Below are 19,692 nucleotides of genomic sequence, written 5' to 3'. Positions count from 1 at the left end.
GGTAACCTGCTGTTTATGCTAGACATATTTTTTGAATACGAGTGTGGCATTGTGTCCGCCAAAGCCAAGGGAGTTGCTTAAAACAGCCTTTACTTCCTGCTTACGAGCTTTGTTTGGAACATAATCTAAGTCACAGTCCTCGTCAGGCGTTTCGTAATTAATCGTCGGCGGAATGATTCCGTCTTTGATTGCCATAATTGAAAAAATAGCTTCAATACCGCCAGCAGCACCTAGCAAATGGCCTGTCATGCTTTTTGTTGAGCTGATCGCCAGCTTATAAGCATAATCGCCAAATACTTCTTTGATTGCCATCGTTTCAAATTTTTCATTATATTGAGTACTAGTTCCATGTGCATTGATGTAATCAATGTTTTCCGGAGTTAGTTCTGCATCAAGAATGGCTTGCAGCATCGCCCTCGCTCCTCCTTCACCAGTCGGTGATGGAGCGGTAATATGATACGCATCGCCGGTAGAACCATATCCCGATACCTCAGCATAGATATTCGCGCCTCTTTTGATCGCATGCTCCAACTCTTCGAGAATAACGATTCCTGCTCCCTCACCCATGACAAAGCCATCGCGGTTTTTATCAAACGGACGGCTTGCCGTTTTCGGATCAGGATTGGTGGAAAGTGCTTTGTTTGCACAAAAACCGGCAAACGACATTTTCGTAAGCGGCGCCTCAGTTCCACCTGCAATCATCGCATCCGCATCTCCGCGCTGAATTGCCTTAAAGGCATCGCCAATCGAATTTGTGCCTGTTGCGCATGCTGTGACGGTACAAGAATTAACTCCTTTTGCACCAAGGTAAATTGATACTTGCCCAGCAGCCATATCCGGTATCATCATCGGTACAAAAAAAGGACTGACACGTCTTGGTCCTTTTGACAATAATGCATCATACTGCTGTTCAAATGTTTCCATTCCGCCTATGCCTGAACCAATCCAAACTCCAATTCTGGGAGCATTTTGATCGGTAATTTCAAGCTTTGCATCTTCGACTGCCATTTTTGAAGCAGCAACCGCGTATTGTGTAAATCTGTCCATTTTTCTGGCATCTTTTTTATCCATAAAATCGGCTGCATCGAAATCCTTTAGCTCTGCTGCAACCTTAGCAGGATATTCATCAGGATTCACTCTCGTTAACGGACCGATTCCCGAAACGCCTTTTACGGCATTTTCCCATGATGTTTGGGCTGTATTTCCAAGTGGCGACACAGCTCCTATGCCAGTAATGACCACTCTTTTTTTATTCATAAAAAGCACCTCACCTTTTTTGCTATCGACCCCAGCGCATTGCGATGGCTCCCCAAGTCAAGCCTCCGCCGAAGCCTACCATAACAAGTAAATCTCCATCTTTTATTTTACCAGCTTCCAGCTCTTCCACAAGAGAAATCGGAATAGACGCAGCTGAGGTATTCCCATATTTTTGAATCGTTTTTGACATTTTTTCAAGCGGGAGTTCAAGACGTTCTCTTGCCGACTCCATGATTCTTATATTCGCTTGGTGCGGAATGAGAAAATCAACATCTTCTTTACCCAGACCAGCTTTTACAAGGACGTTTACACTTGATTCGCCCATTTGCCGAACAGCAAATTTAAACACTTCTCTGCCGTTCATGAAAATTTTAGCAGCATCATCAGAATAGAGATGCTTTCCACCTGTTCCATCTGATCCAAGCTCAAAAGATAGAATGCCTTTCCCATCACTGACCGGGCCGAGAACAACTGCACCGGCACCGTCTCCAAAAAGAACTGCCGTGTTACGGTCTTCCCAGTTTGTGATCCCCGAGAGCTTCTCAGCCCCTACGACAAGAACATGCTTGTAGCTGCCAGATTCGATAAACTGCTTTGCCGTAATTAAGCCATACATAAAGCCGGCACAGGCAGCACTTAAATCCATCGCACACGCTCTATGTGCGCCCAGCCTTTCCTGAAGCATACAAGAAACTGAAGGAAACGAGCGATCCGGCGTAACAGTTGCTACTAAAATCATATCTATGTCCGCCGCATCCACATTTGCTTGTTTCAAAGCTTTTTCTGCAGCATAGTATGCCATATCAGAGGTGAATTCGTCATCTCCGGCTATTCTTCTTTCTTCTATACCTGTTCTAGTACGTATCCATTCATCGGAAGTTTCCATCATTTTTTCTAAATCAAAATTAGTTATGACTTTTTCAGGCAGATAGCGCCCGATTCCCCATATTCCAGCATTCATAGGATAAGCTCCTTTACAAAGTTAAAAGCTAATATTAGTATCTGGTACTAATCGTACCTTATTTTTTTTTCTTTGGCAATACTGCATGCGCCTAAACTGAAAGCCGAGCGAAAACATAAACTGGCAATAAAGGGGGAAATGCGATTGAACAAAGGGAATGATTTTTTTAATCAAATGATGTTCGGAAAGAGAGAAGAAAAGGAGAAAGCGGAAGAGAAAGAAGTCAAAGATGAGCAGAAAGATCCTGATTCGATTGATTATAATCATGTGATGAACCAAATTGGGAAGATCATGAATTCTCTTGATGAAATTAAACCCGCCCTGAAAGAATTTGCCCCTCTCTTTAACAGCATAAAGAAAAAAATAGGAAAATAAAAAAAGCCATTTCGTTCAAAAAATGGCTTTTTTATTTACTTTTCGCTTGCATCTGTTTTACCCAGTTCATAGGCTTCAGCCATGACCTTCGTGAATAAATTCATAAATGGCTCCAAAGAATCAATTGACAGCTCGATTCCGGCTTTATCTAATTCTTGCTTTGCTTCGGGTAAATATTTCATGGCGATTTGCATAAATTCCATTGATTTTTCATGTGGCACTCTCATTCACGTCCCTTCGTTTGGAAGTTTTCCTGTTTGTTTATAATCCTTGACCAATTGATTGATTTTATTTTGATAATCATATGGTATAAGAGGGCTGAAATCACCAAGGGTAATAATATCTTCTTGAAAATCAACATAGCATGTTCCCGATTCAAGTGTACCATCATTAAACTTTCTTGCCACAGTTTCATAGAGATGATCCACATTCTGAACTGTACTGGTCAGAACAACATTGTCTCCCAAATCGATTTGATCGTTGATATAGCCGATGGCATATAGCCCGTTAGCTTTTAATTGCTGGATTACAGGAATATTATACCCGTCACCTGCAGGATAGACAACATCGACCCCTCTGCTGATTAACTTTTTGTTTAATTCAAGTGCCTTAGCTTTGTCGTCCCAGCTGCCAACATACTCTACATCCACTTTGACTTCTTTATCCTGATAACGCGAACCTTCTATAAAGCCTGCTACTTCAGGCTGCCATTCATATGAAGCGAGAATGCCGATTTCATTCGTTTTTGACATTCGAGAAGCTATCATCCCTCCGAAAAAACCCATGGCTTCAGCTTTAAACTTAATGCTTGTCACATTCTTTTTATCTGAGTCTCCATTAAAAAAGACAAACTGTACATCAGGATATCTTTCACTGAGTTTATTAAAGATTGGTTCATAAATATCACCGTGCCCGAAAATCAGATTGGTTCCTTTTTTCACAAAATCTTCTACCGCACGCTCGATATCTCCTTCACTCTTCATTCCTTCTTTATAAAACACATCCACATTGTATTCCGATTGGATGCTTAACAAACCCTTATATCCTTTTGTTCCCCAGACCTGGTCACTAATCGTATCAGGTACAAGAAGCCCCGCTTTTTTTAATTTCCCTCCAGTAAAAGGTTGTCCACAACTAGTTAAAACAAGGAGGACAGCAATCAATGTGGCAAGCTGCTTAGCCAACTCATGCTCAGCTCCTTTCAAAACATGCATGATTATATTCTATCGTCCCTCTAGCAATTTTGGAAGAAGTTTCTTATATTTTGTCGATTTTTGTAGGTGTTTGTCGCTGCCATTGTTCAATGAGTTTATCCGCTTCCTCTTCTGACGTTTTCTTCTCAATCTCTGCTAAAAATTTTTTCCGCTTCCAATCGGATGTTTCTTCCACTAGTTTATCAGCCACATCATTAACAAAAAAACAATCGTCCGGCCTTTCTTTCTTGTAATTCATGTCCCATGGCCCATACATCTTAGGAAGTGGAATGATTTTCACATGTTTTTGCTCTTCCTCATTTAATCTTACTTGACCGATTTCATGATCATAGACAAGAAGAAAAAGAGGATGTTCCCTATCTTTCCAGACATGATCCGCCAGTTCAGGAGAATAGATAATATAAATTCTTTCGTATTCTTGGCTTTTTCCGTTTGGTTCTACATAAAAATGCTCATTTCTTCCCAGCCACAGCAGTCTTTCCTCAATTAAATGCTGTTTTTCTTTAACTTGAGTCTGAAGCAAAACTGCATGGACTTCAAAGCCTTCATCCAATAATTTTTCACAAAGTGTAAGCCCGAAAAATTCATCTGTTCCAAGGACAAGGACCGAATTCATTTGACCTGTCCCACCTCTCATTATTAGTTTCATTAACGTCCAAAAATGAAAAACAGCCTGAATTCAGGCTGTTACTACTTTATTCTTCACAATTCCTTTTCATGCCTCTTGAAAAATTTCAGAATAGAAGATCGAATTCGATTCGGATGATCAGCCAGATAATAAGTTACTTTCACCTGATTCTTGCCATTCATTTGTTTTTCTTCGAAGATTTTGGCATGGGCATCGTACGGATAGGCCCCATTCATTCTTTGCCAAATATGGACAGGTACTTTGTTGTGGTAGGGGATAATTGTTTGAAATCGAAAATTCTCCATTTCCTTTTCAGGAATTCCGTAGCTTTTTTCCAATTGTTTTACGAGCTGCTTATAAAAAAATTTATTTTCTTTTTCGTTCTCATAATAGCTTTGCAGGTCAAGGCAAGGAGTGAGCATAGCAACTGAACGAATTTGCTCTTCTGATTCATTCAGAAGATTTGCAGCCACTAGAGCACCCGTGCCTTCTGCTATGATATGGATTTTTTCGTTTAGAATTTCATGCTTTAATACGTAATGGATAAAATGCCTCGTGTAATCCGACGCTTTCTTCGCCCCCCAATGGGGATTAAATAAATTGCTGTAAAAAATTGTATAACCTTCAGACAAAAGCAATTGAATCGTCCTGTACTTCCCATCATGCTCCAGCCAAAAGCTTGTTTCAGGCTTGACAAAGTGATTCCTGTCCCCAAGAACGAGCACTCCGAATCCATTTGGCCGGTAGGGTATATGGATCGCATTCCATTCTGATTCAAATTGAAAAAAACGTTCGAAAATAGTCACCCCTTGCCTCACCTCCCTCCACGTCAATTCTTCTCTATATCATATGGAATTATTGTTGAAAGGGTTAAGAAATTGTCCTATCCCCTGAATTTTATCATTAAAACAAAAATTGGAGCGGATGTCTGAAAAATGTTCACAATTTTGGTGTTTATATATCTCTAGAGTACTTTTACCTTCTATTTTTCTATGGTATGATATGCTTTAGAAATGGAAAGAAGGACGAGGTGGGATCGTGCGTTTTATTATGCTTTTCTTTTGGGCGTTCCTTTTAACTCACATGGCAGGTTATTTAATTGCCTCAATGAATGGAGCAGCTTACGAACCATTGACTACATCAATTATAGCGGTAATTGCGTTCGTTCTCCTGATTATTTTGGGTGAGATTTTGCCAGCTACGAAAGAAACGAAACAGCATTAAAAATAAAAACTCTGCTTGGATATTTTTCCAAGCAGAGTTTTTTTAAGGTTTTCTTTGGTAAGTCCAAATCCGATTATGGTTTGAGGTGTCGGGAAACATATCACCTGCACTCAAGCGGATTTTTTGCGGGTCTTTTACCATGCTTCCTGTTTCACCAATTTCAACATATATACCATTGTTCGGTGCTTTTTGGCCAGGTTTAAATTGGTGCTGCTGTCCCATAATTTCACTCCTTCACCTTAATCAAAAATAGTATACCCATTCGATAAAAAAACATGTTTTTACAAAAAGCAAAAGGCCTTCCCGAGCTGGGAGGCCTTTTTATTGCTATTACTTGATTAAAGCTTTCAGCAGCGCTTTTTGGACGTGCATCCGGTTTTCCGCCTGCTGGAACACCGCTGAATTAGGTCCGTCGATAATTTCAGCTGTGACTTCTTCTTCTCGATGAGCAGGAAGGCAATGAAGGAAGGTGTAATCAGGCTTCGCATGAGCTGCAAGCTCTGAATTCACCTGGAAGCCTGAAAAAATCTTCAAGCGCTCTTCGCTTTCCGCTTCCTGTCCCATGCTCGTAAAGACATCTGAATAAATGACGTCTGCATCAATTACCGCTTGTTCCGCATCATTAGTGACGGTAACAGCAGCACCTGATTTTTCTGCAAATGCTTTTGCCGACTGAATGACTCCTTCTTGTGGTTCATACCCCGAAGGAGAAGCGACTGTGATGTCGCAGCCGACCTTCGCACAGCCAATCATAAGGGAATGGGCAACGTTATTGCCATCCCCTACATAGACGACCTTTACGTTTTCCAGTGTGCCTTTTGTTTCATATATCGTTAACAGGTCTGCTAACGCTTGGCATGGATGCGCGAAATCAGATAATCCATTGATAACGGGAATCGTTGCGTATTTGGCAAGCTCTTCAACTCTTTCGTGTTCAAACGTTCTGATCATAATGGCATCGACATAGCCAGACAACACCTTAGCCGTGTCGGCAATCGTTTCTCCCCGCCCGAGCTGTATGTCTCTATTGCTTAAAAACAGCGCATTCCCACCAAGCTGCGCCATACCAGCTTCAAACGAGACGCGTGTCCGAGTGGAAGATTTTTCGAAAATCATTGCCAGCGTCTTTCCTGCAAAAATCGGCTGAAATTTGTTTTTTTTGAGATTAGCTGCTTCTTCAAGCAGGCCGATGATTTCTTCCTTTGTTAAATCCGCCAATGTGAGAAAGTCCTTACCCTGCAATTCGGTCACTGACTCCTGTTTCACATGTAATGAGCTCATACTTCCACTTCCTTTTTATAAATCTCACTTAGTGATGTCACTTTCGTTTCGCCTGAGGCGCCGGCAAAAAAGGCGTAAACCGTTTCTTCCTCTGTTAAGACAGTAACACCGTTGGTAAGGGCAGCAATCCTTTGCTTTTTCGCTTCTTCCGAAGTGTTCAGATGAATATGAAGGATTTTATCATCTTTTTTCAGCCAGGAGTCAAAGTCTTCATCCACTGTAAAACCATTTTCCTCAGCAAGCTTTTTTAGCTCTGAAGAACCTTCCAAATAGATCGAACCCTTATTCGTCCACTCGTTTGCGAAAATCTTCTTAAGCGCACTTTCCATGTTTTCCGCTACACACATTCCTTCACCGGTCGCTTTCATTTCCGGACCGAGCTTCAGGTCGATATCCTGAATGGCGTGTGAGGAGAAGACTGGAAATTTCACAGCGACTGCAGAATGGTTTTGGATTTCAGGGTTCATATCTTCAAGATGCTCTCCCACTAAAGCTTTAGTCGCTAACGGAATAAGCGGCACACCCATTACCTTGCTGACAACCGGTACTGTCCGGCTCGCACGCGGATTAACCTCCAGAACAAGTACTTCATCCTTCTGAATAACAAACTGTATATTCATAACACCTTGATAGGAAAGCTTTTTAACGAGTTGATCTGCCGCCAGGTACATCTCCTGCTGCTGTTTCTCAGTGAGAGATTGTGCTGGCAGTACCGCGAAGCTGTCCCCTGAGTGAACACCCGCTTTTTCAATGTGCTGAACATACGTTGGCACAAAGATTTCTTTCCCATCCGCCACTAAATCGATCTCGTATTCTTTGCCGTAAATATATTCGTCAATTAATATCGGATAAGGCAAGTGATTCGCATCGTTCAGCAATTCAAGCAGCATTTTTTCTGAATCAACAATAATCATACCCATACCGCCGATAACGTAGGATGGTCTGATCAATACTGGATAGCCGATATCTTTTGCTTTATTGACGGCATCCTGCTTGTCATAAGCAGTATCACCTTTGGCATGCTTAATATCAAGCTCATTTAGCAGTTGATAAAACCGGTCCCTGTCTTCAAGCAAATCGATAGTCTCAAATGAGGTTCCAAGAAGAGGGACTCCAGCCTGTTCCAATTCTTCTGCGACGTTGATCGCGGTCTGTCCGCCGAACTGGACAATGGCAAAATCGATTTCCTCCGCTTCGATGACATTCAAGATATGCTCAAGAGTAATCGGTTCGAAATAAAGTCGATCAGCAATTTCATAGTCTGTGCTGACTGTTTCAGGATTATTATTCAGCATGATTGCCTCAAAGCCCATCTTTTGCAAAGTCAACACAGCCTGCACGGCACTATAGTCGAATTCGACTCCCTGACCTATACGAATCGGTCCTGAGCCGATGATCAATGCCCTTTTCTTTTCTTTCTTTGTTACATCCGCATCATTTTCTCCAAAGTATGTGGAATAAAAATAATTCGTTTTTGCATCAAATTCGGCCGCACACGTATCAACAATTTTATACGATGCTGTGATTCCTTTTTCTTTTCTCAAGGCACGTATGGCAGATTCTTCTTTTCCGGTCAAGGATGCAATTGACCGATCAGTAAAGCCCTTTTCCTTAACGATTTTCAAACCATTGCCATTTAGAAATTCCGGATCTTTCATCATTTTGTTTTCCATTTCAATAATTGTTTTGAAAACAGAAAGAAAATAGCGGTCGATTTTTGTTTTCAAGTGGATTTCTTCCGCCGATTCGTTTCGGCTTAACAATTCCATCACAACAAAGAATCTCCGGTCATCCGGATTCACTGCCATTTCCCATAGCTTGTTCGTCGATACATCGCCAAGCTCCCTGAGATGCGTTCCAATTGTGTCAAGCTCAAGGGAAGCTACTGCTTTTTGCAATGCTGCTTCCAGATTGCGTTCAATCGCCATAACCTCTCCAGTCGCCTTCATTTTTGTGCCAAGAATTCTGTCTGCCTGTTTGAATTTGTCAAACGGCCATCTTGGAAATTTTACGACCACATAGTCAAGGGCTGGCTCAAAGCTTGCATAGGTTAATTCCGTTAATGGATTTTTCAGCTCATCAAGCGTGTAACCGGCAGCAAGCTTCGCGGCCATGCGGGCAATCGGATAACCGGTTGCCTTTGATGCCAAAGCGGAAGAACGGCTGACACGCGGATTAACCTCGATAACAAAATAATTCTTGCTGTGCGGATCAAGGGCGAATTGTATGTTGCAGCCTCCAATGACATCCAAAGCTGAAATAATCTTTAAGCTTGCAGAACGCAGCCGTTGGTAATCCTGGTCAGTTAAGGTTTGTGACGGTGCTACTACGATTGAGTCACCGGTATGAACGCCTACGGGATCAATATTTTCCATATTGCAAACGGTAATGCACGTGTCGTTTTTATCGCGCATCACTTCATATTCAATTTCCTTGTATCCCGCTATACTTTTTTCTACTAAGCATTGATTGATCGGACTTGCCAAAAGAGCATTTTCGATCAGCTTAAGAAATTCTTCCTTCGATTTTGCGATTCCACCGCCTTTTCCGCCAAGTGTATAAGCGGGTCTGATGATGACTGGGAATCCTATTTTGCTGGCAAAATCAAGTGCGTCTTCTTTATTGTCAACAATTTCGCTTTCCGGAACGGGCTCATTAAGCTTCTTCATAAGCGCCCGGAATTTCTCCCGATCTTCTCCATTTTCGATCGTTTCTACAGAAGTTCCCAAAAGCTTTACATTGTAACTCTTAAGCACTCCCTTTTTTTCAAGCTGAACAGCAAGGTTCAATGCAGTCTGGCCGCCTAAATTGGCAAGCAGACCATCCGGACGTTCCTTCTCGATAATGGATGTAATGCTTTCTGGCGTAAGCGGTTCAAAATAAATTTCGTCCGCAAAGGTTTGGTCTGTCATGATGGTCGCAGGATTGTTATTTACGAGTATGACTCTATAGCCTTCCTCTTTTAAAGCAATACAGCCTTGAGTTCCCGAATAATCAAATTCTGCTGCCTGCCCGATGATGATGGGACCAGAGCCTATTACGAGTATGCTTTGTAAAGAGCTATCTTTAGACATGAGCAATTTCCTTTCTTCCTGCTTTAAGTTTTTGCAAATAATCATCAAAGATCCATTCGCTTTCAACTGGCCCCGGATTTGCTTCCGGATGAAATTGGACGGACATGATTGAATATTTCGTATGGTAAAGACCTTCGACTGATCCGTCATTTACATTGTAAAAACGAACATCAAAATCGGTTGTCTGAAGTGAATCTTTATCGACGACGTAGCTATGGTTTTGGCTTGTCATGAAGACCTTTTTCGTGTCTTTGTCAATGACAGGATGATTTGCTCCCCTGTGGCCGAATGGAAGCTTATACGTATTTCCTCCGAACGCCAAAGCTATCAACTGATGGCCAAGGCATATTCCTAAAGAAGGATAAGCAATCAATAGCTTTTTCAGTGTTTTTAAATAAGGTTCCATTACTTTCGGGTCACCAGGGCCGTTAGAAAGAACGATGCCATCAGGTGAAATTTGTTCTACCGATTCCAGCTGATGGTATGGTATGACTGTTACCTTGCATCCGCGTTCTATTAATCTAGTAATAATCGATTTTTTACTACCAAAATCGATTACGGCGATATGAACTGAACCATTGTCGTACGTTGAAATTTCCTTATTTCCAGCCACTTGTTCAATGACATTTTGATCCTTTTCTTCCTTCTCAAAACTTGGTGCATCTTTTGATGCAGAAATCATTGCGCTCATTGTACCCTTTGAACGAATCTTTTTTACAACAGCCCTGCTGTCTACGTGAGTAATCAGCGGGATGTTCCATTTTTTCAAATATTCACGCAGGCTCATTTCTGCTTCGCAATGGGAAAAGTGGTCTGTCGCTTCATATACAACCACTGCCTTAACCTGAGGCTTCATGCTCTCAAAATCACTTTTATTAATCCCATAATTTCCGATTAAAGGATAGGTAAAAACAACAATTTGCCCTTTATAAGAAGGATCTGTCAGAACTTCTTGATACCCTGTCATTCCCGTGAAAAATACGATCTCACCCGAACATTCAACTTCTGTCTCTATTTCTCCGTTATAGGAGGTTCCATCCTCTAACACTAAGTAGCCTTCCATTTCCGAATCCCTCCTCGATGAATAATAATAAATTATATTGAATGTTTATGCAATAAGGCTCAAATTTTTTATCGGAGGGCGATCAGCCCCCGCTACCCTTTTGAATTGACAGTTGATACTGCATATATAGCTTCTTTAATTTTCGTTACAGCGGTATCGACTTCCGCTTTCGTTACTGTCAGCGGCGGCAACAGACGAATCACATTCGGTCCTGCCGGTATCACCAGAAATCCTTGTTCCTGCAGCTTCAGTAGAACTGGCTGAATTTCCTCAGTACACTCAATTCCAATAATAAATCCTTTTCCTCTAATGGACTTAACAGTTGGGACATCGAGTTCAGTTTTTAATTTTTCTATCAGGTATTCACTTTTTTGCTGGACGTCCTTGAGAAATTCTTCATTAAAAATTTTAGTCGTCACAGCATCTGCTGCAGCCATTGCCAACATATTCCCTCCGAAGGTCGTTCCATGAGATCCGGGAGAAAACGCATCTCCAAGCTCCTTCTTCCCTACGATTGCTCCAATCGGAAAGCCGTTCCCTAACCCTTTTGCCAATGTCATAATGTCAGGTGACAGATTGTAATGTTGATAAGCAAATGGCTTGCCGGTTCTGCCTATTCCGGTTTGGATCTCGTCGATGATAAGCAATGCGTCTTTTTCTTCACAAAACGTTTTTACCGCTTCAAGGAAAGATTCTTCCGCAGGATTTACACCGCCTTCTCCTTGAATCACTTCAAGCATCACAGCAGCAATATCATCGCCTTCAAATGATTGCAACGACTCTGCATCATTATAAGGGAGATAATGAAAACCCTCTAGCATTGGACCAAACCCAATTTTTATTTTCTCTTGGGCGGTAGCGGCCATCGTTGCATAGGTACGGCCATGGAACGATTGAGTAAATGTGATAATGTTTTTCTTCTGTGTTTTCTTTCTTGCCAGCTTAATCGCTGCTTCATTAGCTTCAGCGCCGCTATTACAGAAAAAAACCAAATCTCCATCGCTGTGTTCCGTAAGTTTTTTTGCCACCTGTTCCTGCAAAGGGTAATGAAACATATTTGAAACGTGCCAAACTTTATCCAGCTGCGCTTTGACAGCCTCTGTGACTGCTTGATTGCAATGACCAAGGTTTGACACGGCAATTCCTTGAACGAAGTCGAGATATTCCTTGCCGTTTTCATCGACGAGATAGGATCCTTTTGCTTCCTTCACAGTTATATCCCAACGGCTGTAGGTTTGAAACAAATGGCTCATAATACATGCTCCTTTTCTTTAATTATTTTCGTACCGGTAAAAGTATCATTCGCTAAAAATGATCCTTTTCCATTTACAATCATCACTTCTTTTACACGTTCACTTAATGCGCTCATCGCTGATTCGACCTTAGGAATCATTCCTCCCGTAATCACTTCGGAAGAAATCAGCTCCTTGATGTCTGCAGGGGTAAGCTCACTCTCCAGCTTGCCATTATTTATTATTCCGGAAACATCAGTCACATACATCAGCTTGTTGGCATTCAATTCAGAAGCTACTGCTGAAGCGGCAAGATCAGCATTCACATTTAGGGTTTGGCAGCTTTCTGTTAATGCAAGAGGGGCGATGACAGGAATAAAACCAACGTCCATCAGCCCATGAAGCACGTTTGTATCAACTGCTTTAATCGAACCTACCTCTCCGTACACTTTCTTATCGAGGTATTCAGCCTTAAGCAGTCCTCCATCTGTCCCTGATAGACCGACCGCCTTTAACCCATGGCTTGTAAGGCGTGATACGAAAAATTTATTCATCTTGCCTGAAAGAATCATTTCAGCCACTTCGAGTACTTGCTTTGTTGTTTTTCGCTGTCCTTTTACAAATTCCGTGTTGATCTTAAGTTTGTTAAGCATGGAAGTAATTTCTGGTCCGCCGCCATGAACAATTGCAAATTTCCATCCGTCATTCTTTAACTGTTTCAGGTTGGCAAAAAAGTCGTCAGAAATCTCTTTAATGACACTGCCTCCACATTTAAAAACTATTGTTTTATTCATTGTTTTCCCCTCTTAATTAAGTTCGGTAGCTTGCATTTATTTTCACATAATCATAGGTTAGATCGCAGCCCCAAGCAGTTCCTGCTCCATCGCCTATGTTCAGTTCCACAGATATGGTAATTTCATCGCCTAATAAATAGTCTTTCGCCAATTCCTCCGAAAAGCTTTGAGGCTCGCCGTTTTTAAATAAGCATTGCCCGCCGATGTAGATTTCAACGGAATCAGGTGATACAGCTGCATCACTGTGGCCGATCGCTCCGACAATTCTGCCCCAGTTAGCGTCTGTTCCATACACAGCTGTTTTTACTAGGTCGGAGCCTACGATTTTTTTGGAAATAACATTTGCTTCTTTTTTGTTTTCCGCCCCGCTTACACGCACTTCGATCAGCTTCGTTGCGCCCTCTCCGTCTCTGGCAATTTCCTTGGCAAGATCCTCGCAGACCATACGGAAACCAGTTAGGAATGTGTTCCAATCCTGATGGTTTTCGTCTAGCGGCTGATTTCCTGCGCAGCCGTTCGCCATGGCCAAAACCATGTCATTCGTCGAGGTTTCCCCGTCAACAGTGATTTGGTTAAAGGATACGTCTGTAATTTCACTCAATGCTTTTTGCAGCGCCTGTTCGTTAACGGCTGCATCCGTTGTAACAAATCCAAGCATCGTCGCCATGTTCGGGTGAATCATTCCGGATCCTTTAGAGCAGCCCGCAATCGTAACCTTTTTACCGTCGATCGTCATTTCATAGCAGGTTTGCTTAATTTTTGTATCTGTCGTTAAAATGGCTTCTTCGAAATGGCCGTCACCCGGGTCCGTTTCGCTTAGAACATTTATTCCTTTGCGGATTTTATCCATATCGAGAAGCTCTCCGATCACTCCAGTTGAAGAAATGGCTACCATTTCCGGATCAACGTTCAACTGGTCTGCACATAACCGCCTCATCTCGTAAGCATCTGCCATGCCTTGCTTTCCTGTACACGCATTTGCGATTGCGCTGTTTACCAGCACAGCTTTTATGAAGGAATCATTTTCAAAGCTATTTTTAGTTACTTTAACCGGTGCGGCTTGAAAGTGGCTCTGTGTATAAACTGCCGCACTGACAGCGGGAACCTCGCTTACAATCAACCCTAAATCTTTTTTTGCGTATCGCAGACCAATGTGTACTCCTTTGGCAATGAAGCCTTTAGGTGAAGATACCGAACCTTGAACCTTAATGATGCTATCCTGACTCAACTGAATCATTTTTTTCGCTCCTGTCTTATGGATATATTGGGGAGAAGAGTAAGCCTGTTTCCTCCGGCCATCCATTCATTAAATTAAAATTTTGTACTGCCTGGCCGGCAGCTCCTTTGACGAGATTATCGATCACAGAAACGATGGTTACCCTTCCTGTTCTCTCGTCAGCTGCGACGGCTATATCACAATAGTTGCTTCCATAAACTTCTTTTGTCGACGGATAATTTCCGATATCTCTGATTCTTACAAAATAGGAATCTTGATAAAATTCCTTATACAGCTCATGTAATTGGCTGCTGTTATAGTTTCCGGCAAGATCGGCATAGATCGTCGCCATGATTCCTCTCGTCATTGGCACGAGATGAGACGTAAATGTCACTCGCTCAAAGGATGGATTGAGACTGCTTAACATCTGCTCGATTTCTGGTGTATGCTTATGTTCATGGACACTATATATTTTAAAATTCTCGTTTGTTTCGGAAAAATGTGTCGCAGAAGAAGCTTTCCTGCCCGCTCCCGACACTCCTGTTTTTGCGTCAATGATGACGGATGGTTCCTTTATTGCTCTATTTTTAACCAGCGGCGCAAGACCAAGGATAGCCGCAGTCGGAAAACAGCCCGGATTTGCAATACATGAAGCATCTTTGATTGCCTTGGCATTTAATTCGCTCAATCCGTATACTGCCTCAGAAATGATTTGCTGAGGAGCTGCTTTTCTCTTGTACCATTTTTCATAGACTGTCGGTTCTTTCATTCGCAAATCACCGGAAAGATCAACAACAGGCACTTGTCTTTCTGCAAATTGGGGAGTTAGTTCGCTTGACACTCCCGGCGGAGTCGCCAAAAAGACAAAATCCACTTCTTCAGCCATTTTTTCAACATCAATTGGCTGTAATGTTTTATCTATGATTTTATTGACATGCGGAAAGCTTTCCCAATACGGAAGGCCGTCTTCACTAGATGAATACAATATACAATCTTCTGCATATGGATGAGTATGTAAAATACGAAGTAATTCTGCTCCTCCATAGCCAGTAGCACCAACAATACCAATCTTCACGTTCCGTTCACCTTCTCGATCCTGTTAAATTATATAACATTATAACATGAATAAAAATTAATTCAATTGTATATTTACTAATTCTTTTAAAATCTTTATTTCGCCGATTATACAAATAACTCTTTCCTTTTATAAATCGAAACCAAACATTCGAATCCGCCCTAAAAAAGCCTGTCTCTCGCAAAAGACAGGCTACATGCTTATTATAAAGTAAAGAAACTTCTAATAAATAAAATAAATAAAAAAATTACCAAAAAATAAAACTGCCTCCATTTGCAACGAAATGGGGGCAGTAAAAAAAATCTTATTGAATGCCTAACGCGATTTTTGCATATCTTGACATTTTATCTCTTGTCCAAGGCGGGTTCCAAACGATATCCACCTGTACATCCTTGACCTCCGGAATGTCATTTAATGCTTTTTTAACTTCATCTACGATAATAGGTGCAAGCGGACAACCCATAGATGTCAATGTCATTGTGATCGTCGTATTTCCTTCATCATCCATGTCAAGCTCATACACAAGACCTAGGTTTACAATGTCTATACCAAGCTCAGGATCGACCACCTGTTCAAGTGCTCCGAAAATATTTTCCCTTAATGCTTCATCCATTTATATCACTCCTTTTTTGTTAGTATAACGAAACTTCTCTTGAATAAAAATGAAAGTGCTTCTTCCTACAAATGGCAGGCAAACCATTCAACGGCTCTCTTTAAACCTTCACTGCTCACTTTATGCTCAGCCTGGTCATCTGCAATAAATTCAAGCCGTTTTGGTGTATCTGCATAGAAGGGAACCACTTGCTGATAAAATTGATAGGTCGGCTCGAAAGGAACGTATGGATCCCTTTTTCCATGCCAGAAGAATAGCGGCCGCAAATTCAGTTTTTCCGGTTGTTCCCATAAATCATAGGCGATTAACTGTTCGAGTTCATGATTTAATTCAGTATCGGGGATCGGAAGCAAAAAACCGCTGGCTCTCATCGATTCCACCTGCAGCTTTAAAAAACTATGTAAACTCGGGCTGCCCATCAAGCTGACCGCAGCTTTAATCCATTTGTATTGTGTAAGGGCTGCCAGAGTCGTAATCCCGCCCATCGATGTACCTCCGACTCCGATTTTGCCGCTGTCAATTAAGTCTCTCTGCTCAAAATGTTCCTTAATCATTTCAAGCTCTTTAATCTCGTTAACAACAATGGACGGAAAGCGGAGATTTAATTCATTTTTAGAAAGATTTTCTCCTCTTTCGCCATGGTAAAGTGCGTCAGGAAGAACAACACGCACCCCTTTTTCAGCCAGCATATATGCTAAGGAAAGATTCATTTCCTTAAAGCTTGTGAATCCGTGGACGAAAATAACAAGCGGCGCTTTGTTTTGACGCAAATCATTTCTATAAATATGAAGCAATGAAATCGTTGAAATGTTTTCTTTTTCGATAGTGACCATGTTTATTTCAACTCCTTTACGCATATCCATTTACATAAGTCTAACATGTAGACAATAAATATGGGAAAAAGATAAACTATAGTAGGAGATAATATGACTGGGGCAGCTGACGATTGCTTACATTTCCACGACAAAGGAGCTTTTATGAACACTAAACCGTATTTAATCGCTTTAGATTTGGATGGCACATTATTGAAAGATGATAAAACCATTTCGAACGAATCAATTGAAATTGTTCAGCGTTTAAAATCAGAAGGACATCAAGTTTGCATTTCAACAGGAAGACCTTATCGTTCATCTGCGATTTATTATGAACAGCTCAAGCTTGACAGTCCAATCGTTAATTTTAACGGTGCATTTGTCCATCATCCGCAAGACAAATCGTGGGGGAGATTTCATACCTCACTTGATTTGAATGCAGTGAAAGATATTATTGAAATTTCTGAAAAATATCACGTACATAATATTTTAGCTGAAATCATTGACGATGTGTACTTCCATTATCATGATGAACAGTTGATCGATGTGTTCAGCATGGGTGATCCGAAAGTAACGGTAGGCGATTTGAGATCCACTCTTGGCGAGGATGTCACAAGCATATTAATTCATGCGAAAGAAGAGGATGTCCCAAGGATCAGAAGTTATTTATCGGATGTACACGCAGAGGTCGTCGATCATCGTAGATGGGCTGCACCTTTTCATGTCATTGAAATCATTAAAAAAGGAATCAATAAGGCAGTAGGTCTTGAGAAAATCAGCAAATATTACGGAATTCCTAAAGATCGCATCATCGCTTTCGGCGACGAAGACAATGACACAGAGATGATACAATTTGCAGGCCATGGTGTTGCTATGGGAAATGCTATTCCTCTGATAAAAGAGACAGCCAATCACATCACTAAGACAAATGAAGAAAATGGCATTGCCGAATTTTTAAAAGATTTCTTTTCGTAATATTATTTTTTCCCATTACTAATTCTGATTATCCAAAGACATACTAGTATTGGCGACAGGCTCGCCAATACGTTTTTTTGGGGGCAATATTGATGGGTAAACGCAACAAATCAAAGCGTTTTGTTCAGCAAGGTAAAGATGCTGTAAGCCTTCATGATGCAAGGTTTCCCTACCGTTCAACTTTGGAGGAATCCATTCGAGATCAAGAATCCACAATTAGGGGGACTTAAATCGTGCGAAATGAATTATTTGATCAGGCAAAAGATTTTGTTCTTCATGCCGACCAAACAGCTTCAGGAAAAACCTCTGGTGATCTGACACATGCGATTTCTGCAGCAAAAAATGCCGTTTCTTCTGCATTTGCCAATTCGACAGACGCTGAAAGGGCTCAGCTGCGCAAGATGCAAAACCATCTGGATAGGTTATCGTAACCCAAGACAAAAAACCCCTTTTCCTATTTATTAGGAAAAGGGGTTTCCCCTAAGAGCTGAAGCTTGTACTTGCCTTCAATGTATTCACAGATTCTGATTTCCCTAAAAACGTAACTGTAGCCTTGTACTCACCAGGCTCTAAATTTTCTGTTTTCCATACATCGGTAAACTCATAAACCTCGCTTGGTTTTAAAACGATCGATTGAAATGCTTGTGTGAACATTTTGTCCTTGGAATACCGGTATTTCTGTTCTCCTTTTTCATCGTACACGACAAGCTCAAATCGCTGCCCGGTGTTAAATGTAAATTCAACATCCTCATTCCTGTTATTCTTTAGAGCCATAATAAATTCTACTTCACCGTTTTTCGGTACTGCTTCAATCGACAATGCCAGATCATTTTGTTCCACTTCACCTGATACCTCCTTGTCAGATTGGGGAGTTTCCTTTTGATCACAAGCTCCAAGCAGTAACATTGAAAAGACTAGTACAGCAAACCATTTCATCGCATGACCCCCTGATTAATCCTTGTTAAACAGTCCCAATACCCCTGTCGTTTGAACGATGTTAGTGAAAGCTTCAGGATCGATCTCGTTAATTATTTTCTCCAAATAATAGAGCTCGTATCTTGTGATTACTATTATCATCATATCTTTTTCTTCGTTTGTAAATGCCCCTTTTGCAGGTACGTTCGTAATTCCACGCTTCATACGGCTATAAATTGCTTTTGTAAGCAAATCTGCTTTTTTTGTGACGATCATGACGGTCAGCTTTTCATGTCTTGTATGGATAGAATCGATTACCCGTGTCGTTACGTAAAGCGTGACTAATGTATATAATGCTTTTTCTGCCCCATTTAATGCACCAGCCATCAAAATAATGATTGCATTTAGGATAAAGAAATAGGTTCCAACGGGCTTGTCCTTCCATTTGGCAAGAATCATCGCCACGATATCAAGACCTCCTGTTGAGGCTCCGTATTTCAAGGTCATTCCAATCCCAATCGCGGAAATCACTCCTCCGAATACGGCATTTAACAAAATATCTTCGGAAAATCTCGTCTCAGGAAGAATCGTCAAAAATACTGAAGTAAGCGCAACACTCAAAATACTATTGAGAGTGAATGATTTCCCTACTTTCAGCCAACCTAATATACCGACGGGGATATTTAATAGAAAGAGCAGGATCCCGGTTGATATATATATCGGCGAGTGTGCGTCAAGTACTCCTGACAACAGCTGGGCCACACCTGTAAAGCCGCTCGCATACACATTAGCAGGGATTAAAAAAAGGTTAAGTCCAATTGCGTTTAATAGTGCTCCTATACATACGATGACGAATTTTTTTATTTCCTCTTTCATTTGTTTCCTCCAAAAAAATTATTCCTATATGTTAGGTTTACCCTTCTTACATAGGTTTGAATACGAAAAGTAAAAAAGTGTGATATAGTTACAATGAATGAATGCTC

At 41.2% G+C, this 19,692-nt stretch carries 23 protein-coding genes; 5 read left to right on the top strand and 18 right to left on the bottom strand.

The annotated features are described in order from the left end of the window. Positions 1–18: 18 nt before the first annotated feature. Both fabF and JOC74_RS00530 read right to left on the bottom strand, forming a co-directional pair. Positions 19–1,257, bottom strand: a complete 1,239-nt coding sequence (gene fabF / locus JOC74_RS00535; RefSeq protein ID WP_053602463.1) for a beta-ketoacyl-ACP synthase II — start codon at positions 1,255–1,257, stop codon at positions 19–21. Positions 1,258–1,279: 22 nt separating this feature from the next. Beyond that, positions 1,280–2,218 carry a beta-ketoacyl-ACP synthase III gene (locus JOC74_RS00530; RefSeq protein WP_053602462.1) on the bottom strand — a complete coding sequence of 313 codons (939 nt, stop codon included), beginning with the start codon at positions 2,216–2,218 and terminating at the stop codon, positions 1,280–1,282. A gap of 174 nt (positions 2,219–2,392) precedes the next feature. On the opposite strand from JOC74_RS00530, the gene JOC74_RS00525 reads away from it, so the two are divergent. Continuing rightward, positions 2,393–2,593, top strand: a complete 201-nt coding sequence (locus JOC74_RS00525) for a hypothetical protein (protein WP_376773343.1) — start codon at positions 2,393–2,395, stop codon at positions 2,591–2,593. Between the two features lie 35 nt (positions 2,594–2,628). On the opposite strand, the gene JOC74_RS00520 is transcribed toward JOC74_RS00525, so the two are convergent. The 4 genes from JOC74_RS00520 to JOC74_RS00505 all read right to left on the bottom strand — a co-directional run bounded on the left by JOC74_RS00520 (position 2,629) and on the right by JOC74_RS00505 (position 5,241). Beyond that, positions 2,629–2,814 carry a ComZ family protein gene (locus JOC74_RS00520; protein WP_053605964.1) on the bottom strand — a complete coding sequence of 62 codons (186 nt, stop codon included), beginning with the start codon at positions 2,812–2,814 and terminating at the stop codon, positions 2,629–2,631. 6 nt (positions 2,815–2,820) lie between these two features. Continuing rightward, positions 2,821–3,777, bottom strand: coding sequence for a BMP family ABC transporter substrate-binding protein (locus JOC74_RS00515; RefSeq protein ID WP_225970369.1), 957 nt, complete (start codon positions 3,775–3,777; stop codon positions 2,821–2,823). Positions 3,778–3,850: 73 nt separating this feature from the next. Beyond that, positions 3,851–4,423 carry a hypothetical protein gene (locus tag JOC74_RS00510; protein WP_053602459.1) on the bottom strand — a complete coding sequence of 191 codons (573 nt, stop codon included), beginning with the start codon at positions 4,421–4,423 and terminating at the stop codon, positions 3,851–3,853. A gap of 86 nt (positions 4,424–4,509) precedes the next feature. Continuing rightward, positions 4,510–5,241: a hypothetical protein gene (locus tag JOC74_RS00505; RefSeq protein WP_053602458.1), complete on the bottom strand. Its 732-nt coding sequence runs from the start codon at positions 5,239–5,241 to the stop codon at positions 4,510–4,512. A gap of 232 nt (positions 5,242–5,473) precedes the next feature. Between JOC74_RS00505 and JOC74_RS00500 the strand changes: the two genes are divergently transcribed. After that, positions 5,474–5,659: a YjzD family protein gene (locus JOC74_RS00500; RefSeq protein ID WP_053602457.1), complete on the top strand. Its 186-nt coding sequence runs from the start codon at positions 5,474–5,476 to the stop codon at positions 5,657–5,659. A gap of 42 nt (positions 5,660–5,701) precedes the next feature. On the opposite strand, the gene JOC74_RS00495 is transcribed toward JOC74_RS00500, so the two are convergent. The 10 genes from JOC74_RS00495 to JOC74_RS00450 form a co-directional block, all read right to left on the bottom strand. After that, entirely contained in the window at positions 5,702–5,881 is a 180-nt protein-coding gene (locus JOC74_RS00495) for a YjzC family protein (RefSeq protein ID WP_053602456.1), read from the bottom strand. A 108-nt stretch (positions 5,882–5,989) separates the two neighbouring features. After that, complete coding sequence (argF, locus tag JOC74_RS00490; protein ID WP_053602455.1) at positions 5,990–6,940, bottom strand: ornithine carbamoyltransferase; 951 nt, start codon at positions 6,938–6,940, stop codon at positions 5,990–5,992. After that, a complete protein-coding gene (carB, locus tag JOC74_RS00485; RefSeq protein ID WP_053602454.1) occupies positions 6,937–10,014 on the bottom strand; it encodes a carbamoyl-phosphate synthase (glutamine-hydrolyzing) large subunit in 3,078 nt (1,025 codons plus the stop codon). The genes argF and carB overlap by 4 nt, the downstream gene beginning before the upstream one ends. Further along, complete coding sequence (locus JOC74_RS00480) at positions 10,007–11,077, bottom strand: carbamoyl phosphate synthase small subunit (RefSeq protein WP_053602453.1); 1,071 nt, start codon at positions 11,075–11,077, stop codon at positions 10,007–10,009. The genes carB and JOC74_RS00480 overlap by 8 nt, the downstream gene beginning before the upstream one ends. A gap of 92 nt (positions 11,078–11,169) precedes the next feature. Next, on the bottom strand, positions 11,170–12,330 hold the full coding sequence (gene argD / locus JOC74_RS00475; protein ID WP_053602452.1) for an acetylornithine transaminase: 1,161 nt from the start codon (positions 12,328–12,330) through the stop codon (positions 11,170–11,172). Then, on the bottom strand, positions 12,327–13,103 hold the full coding sequence (gene argB, locus JOC74_RS00470) for an acetylglutamate kinase (RefSeq protein WP_053602451.1): 777 nt from the start codon (positions 13,101–13,103) through the stop codon (positions 12,327–12,329). The genes argD and argB overlap by 4 nt, the downstream gene beginning before the upstream one ends. A gap of 16 nt (positions 13,104–13,119) precedes the next feature. After that, complete coding sequence (argJ, locus tag JOC74_RS00465; RefSeq protein ID WP_053602450.1) at positions 13,120–14,340, bottom strand: bifunctional ornithine acetyltransferase/N-acetylglutamate synthase; 1,221 nt, start codon at positions 14,338–14,340, stop codon at positions 13,120–13,122. 16 nt (positions 14,341–14,356) lie between these two features. Next, positions 14,357–15,394, bottom strand: a complete 1,038-nt coding sequence (gene argC, locus JOC74_RS00460) for an N-acetyl-gamma-glutamyl-phosphate reductase (protein WP_053602449.1) — start codon at positions 15,392–15,394, stop codon at positions 14,357–14,359. Between the two features lie 304 nt (positions 15,395–15,698). After that, positions 15,699–16,007, bottom strand: coding sequence for a metal-sulfur cluster assembly factor (locus JOC74_RS00455; protein WP_053602448.1), 309 nt, complete (start codon positions 16,005–16,007; stop codon positions 15,699–15,701). A 65-nt stretch (positions 16,008–16,072) separates the two neighbouring features. After that, positions 16,073–16,840, bottom strand: coding sequence for an alpha/beta fold hydrolase (locus JOC74_RS00450; RefSeq protein ID WP_053602447.1), 768 nt, complete (start codon positions 16,838–16,840; stop codon positions 16,073–16,075). Positions 16,841–16,984: 144 nt separating this feature from the next. On the opposite strand from JOC74_RS00450, the gene JOC74_RS00445 reads away from it, so the two are divergent. The 3 genes from JOC74_RS00445 (at position 16,985) to JOC74_RS00435 (ending at position 18,225) form a co-directional block, all read left to right on the top strand. Then, a complete protein-coding gene (locus tag JOC74_RS00445; RefSeq protein ID WP_053605963.1) occupies positions 16,985–17,794 on the top strand; it encodes a Cof-type HAD-IIB family hydrolase in 810 nt (269 codons plus the stop codon). Positions 17,795–17,886: 92 nt separating this feature from the next. Next, positions 17,887–18,024 carry a hypothetical protein gene (locus JOC74_RS00440; RefSeq protein ID WP_192841134.1) on the top strand — a complete coding sequence of 46 codons (138 nt, stop codon included), beginning with the start codon at positions 17,887–17,889 and terminating at the stop codon, positions 18,022–18,024. A gap of 3 nt (positions 18,025–18,027) precedes the next feature. Further along, positions 18,028–18,225 carry a DUF3813 domain-containing protein gene (locus JOC74_RS00435; protein WP_053602446.1) on the top strand — a complete coding sequence of 66 codons (198 nt, stop codon included), beginning with the start codon at positions 18,028–18,030 and terminating at the stop codon, positions 18,223–18,225. A gap of 49 nt (positions 18,226–18,274) precedes the next feature. Here JOC74_RS00435 and JOC74_RS00430 read toward each other — a convergent pair whose 3' ends face one another. Together JOC74_RS00430 and JOC74_RS00425 are read right to left on the bottom strand one after the other, a co-directional pair. Continuing rightward, the gene (locus JOC74_RS00430; RefSeq protein WP_053602445.1) at positions 18,275–18,730 is read right to left on the bottom strand and encodes a BsuPI-related putative proteinase inhibitor; all 456 of its coding nucleotides are present in this window, start codon (positions 18,728–18,730) and stop codon (positions 18,275–18,277) included. A gap of 15 nt (positions 18,731–18,745) precedes the next feature. Continuing rightward, entirely contained in the window at positions 18,746–19,585 is an 840-nt protein-coding gene (locus JOC74_RS00425) for a YitT family protein (protein WP_053602444.1), read from the bottom strand. Positions 19,586–19,692: the final 107 nt, after the last annotated feature.

This window comes from Bacillus capparidis (genome assembly GCF_017832095.1).
Taxonomy (GTDB): Bacteria; Bacillota; Bacilli; order Bacillales; family Bacillaceae; genus Bacillus; species Bacillus gobiensis.
This window is presented reverse-complemented; position numbering and strand designations above follow the sequence as displayed.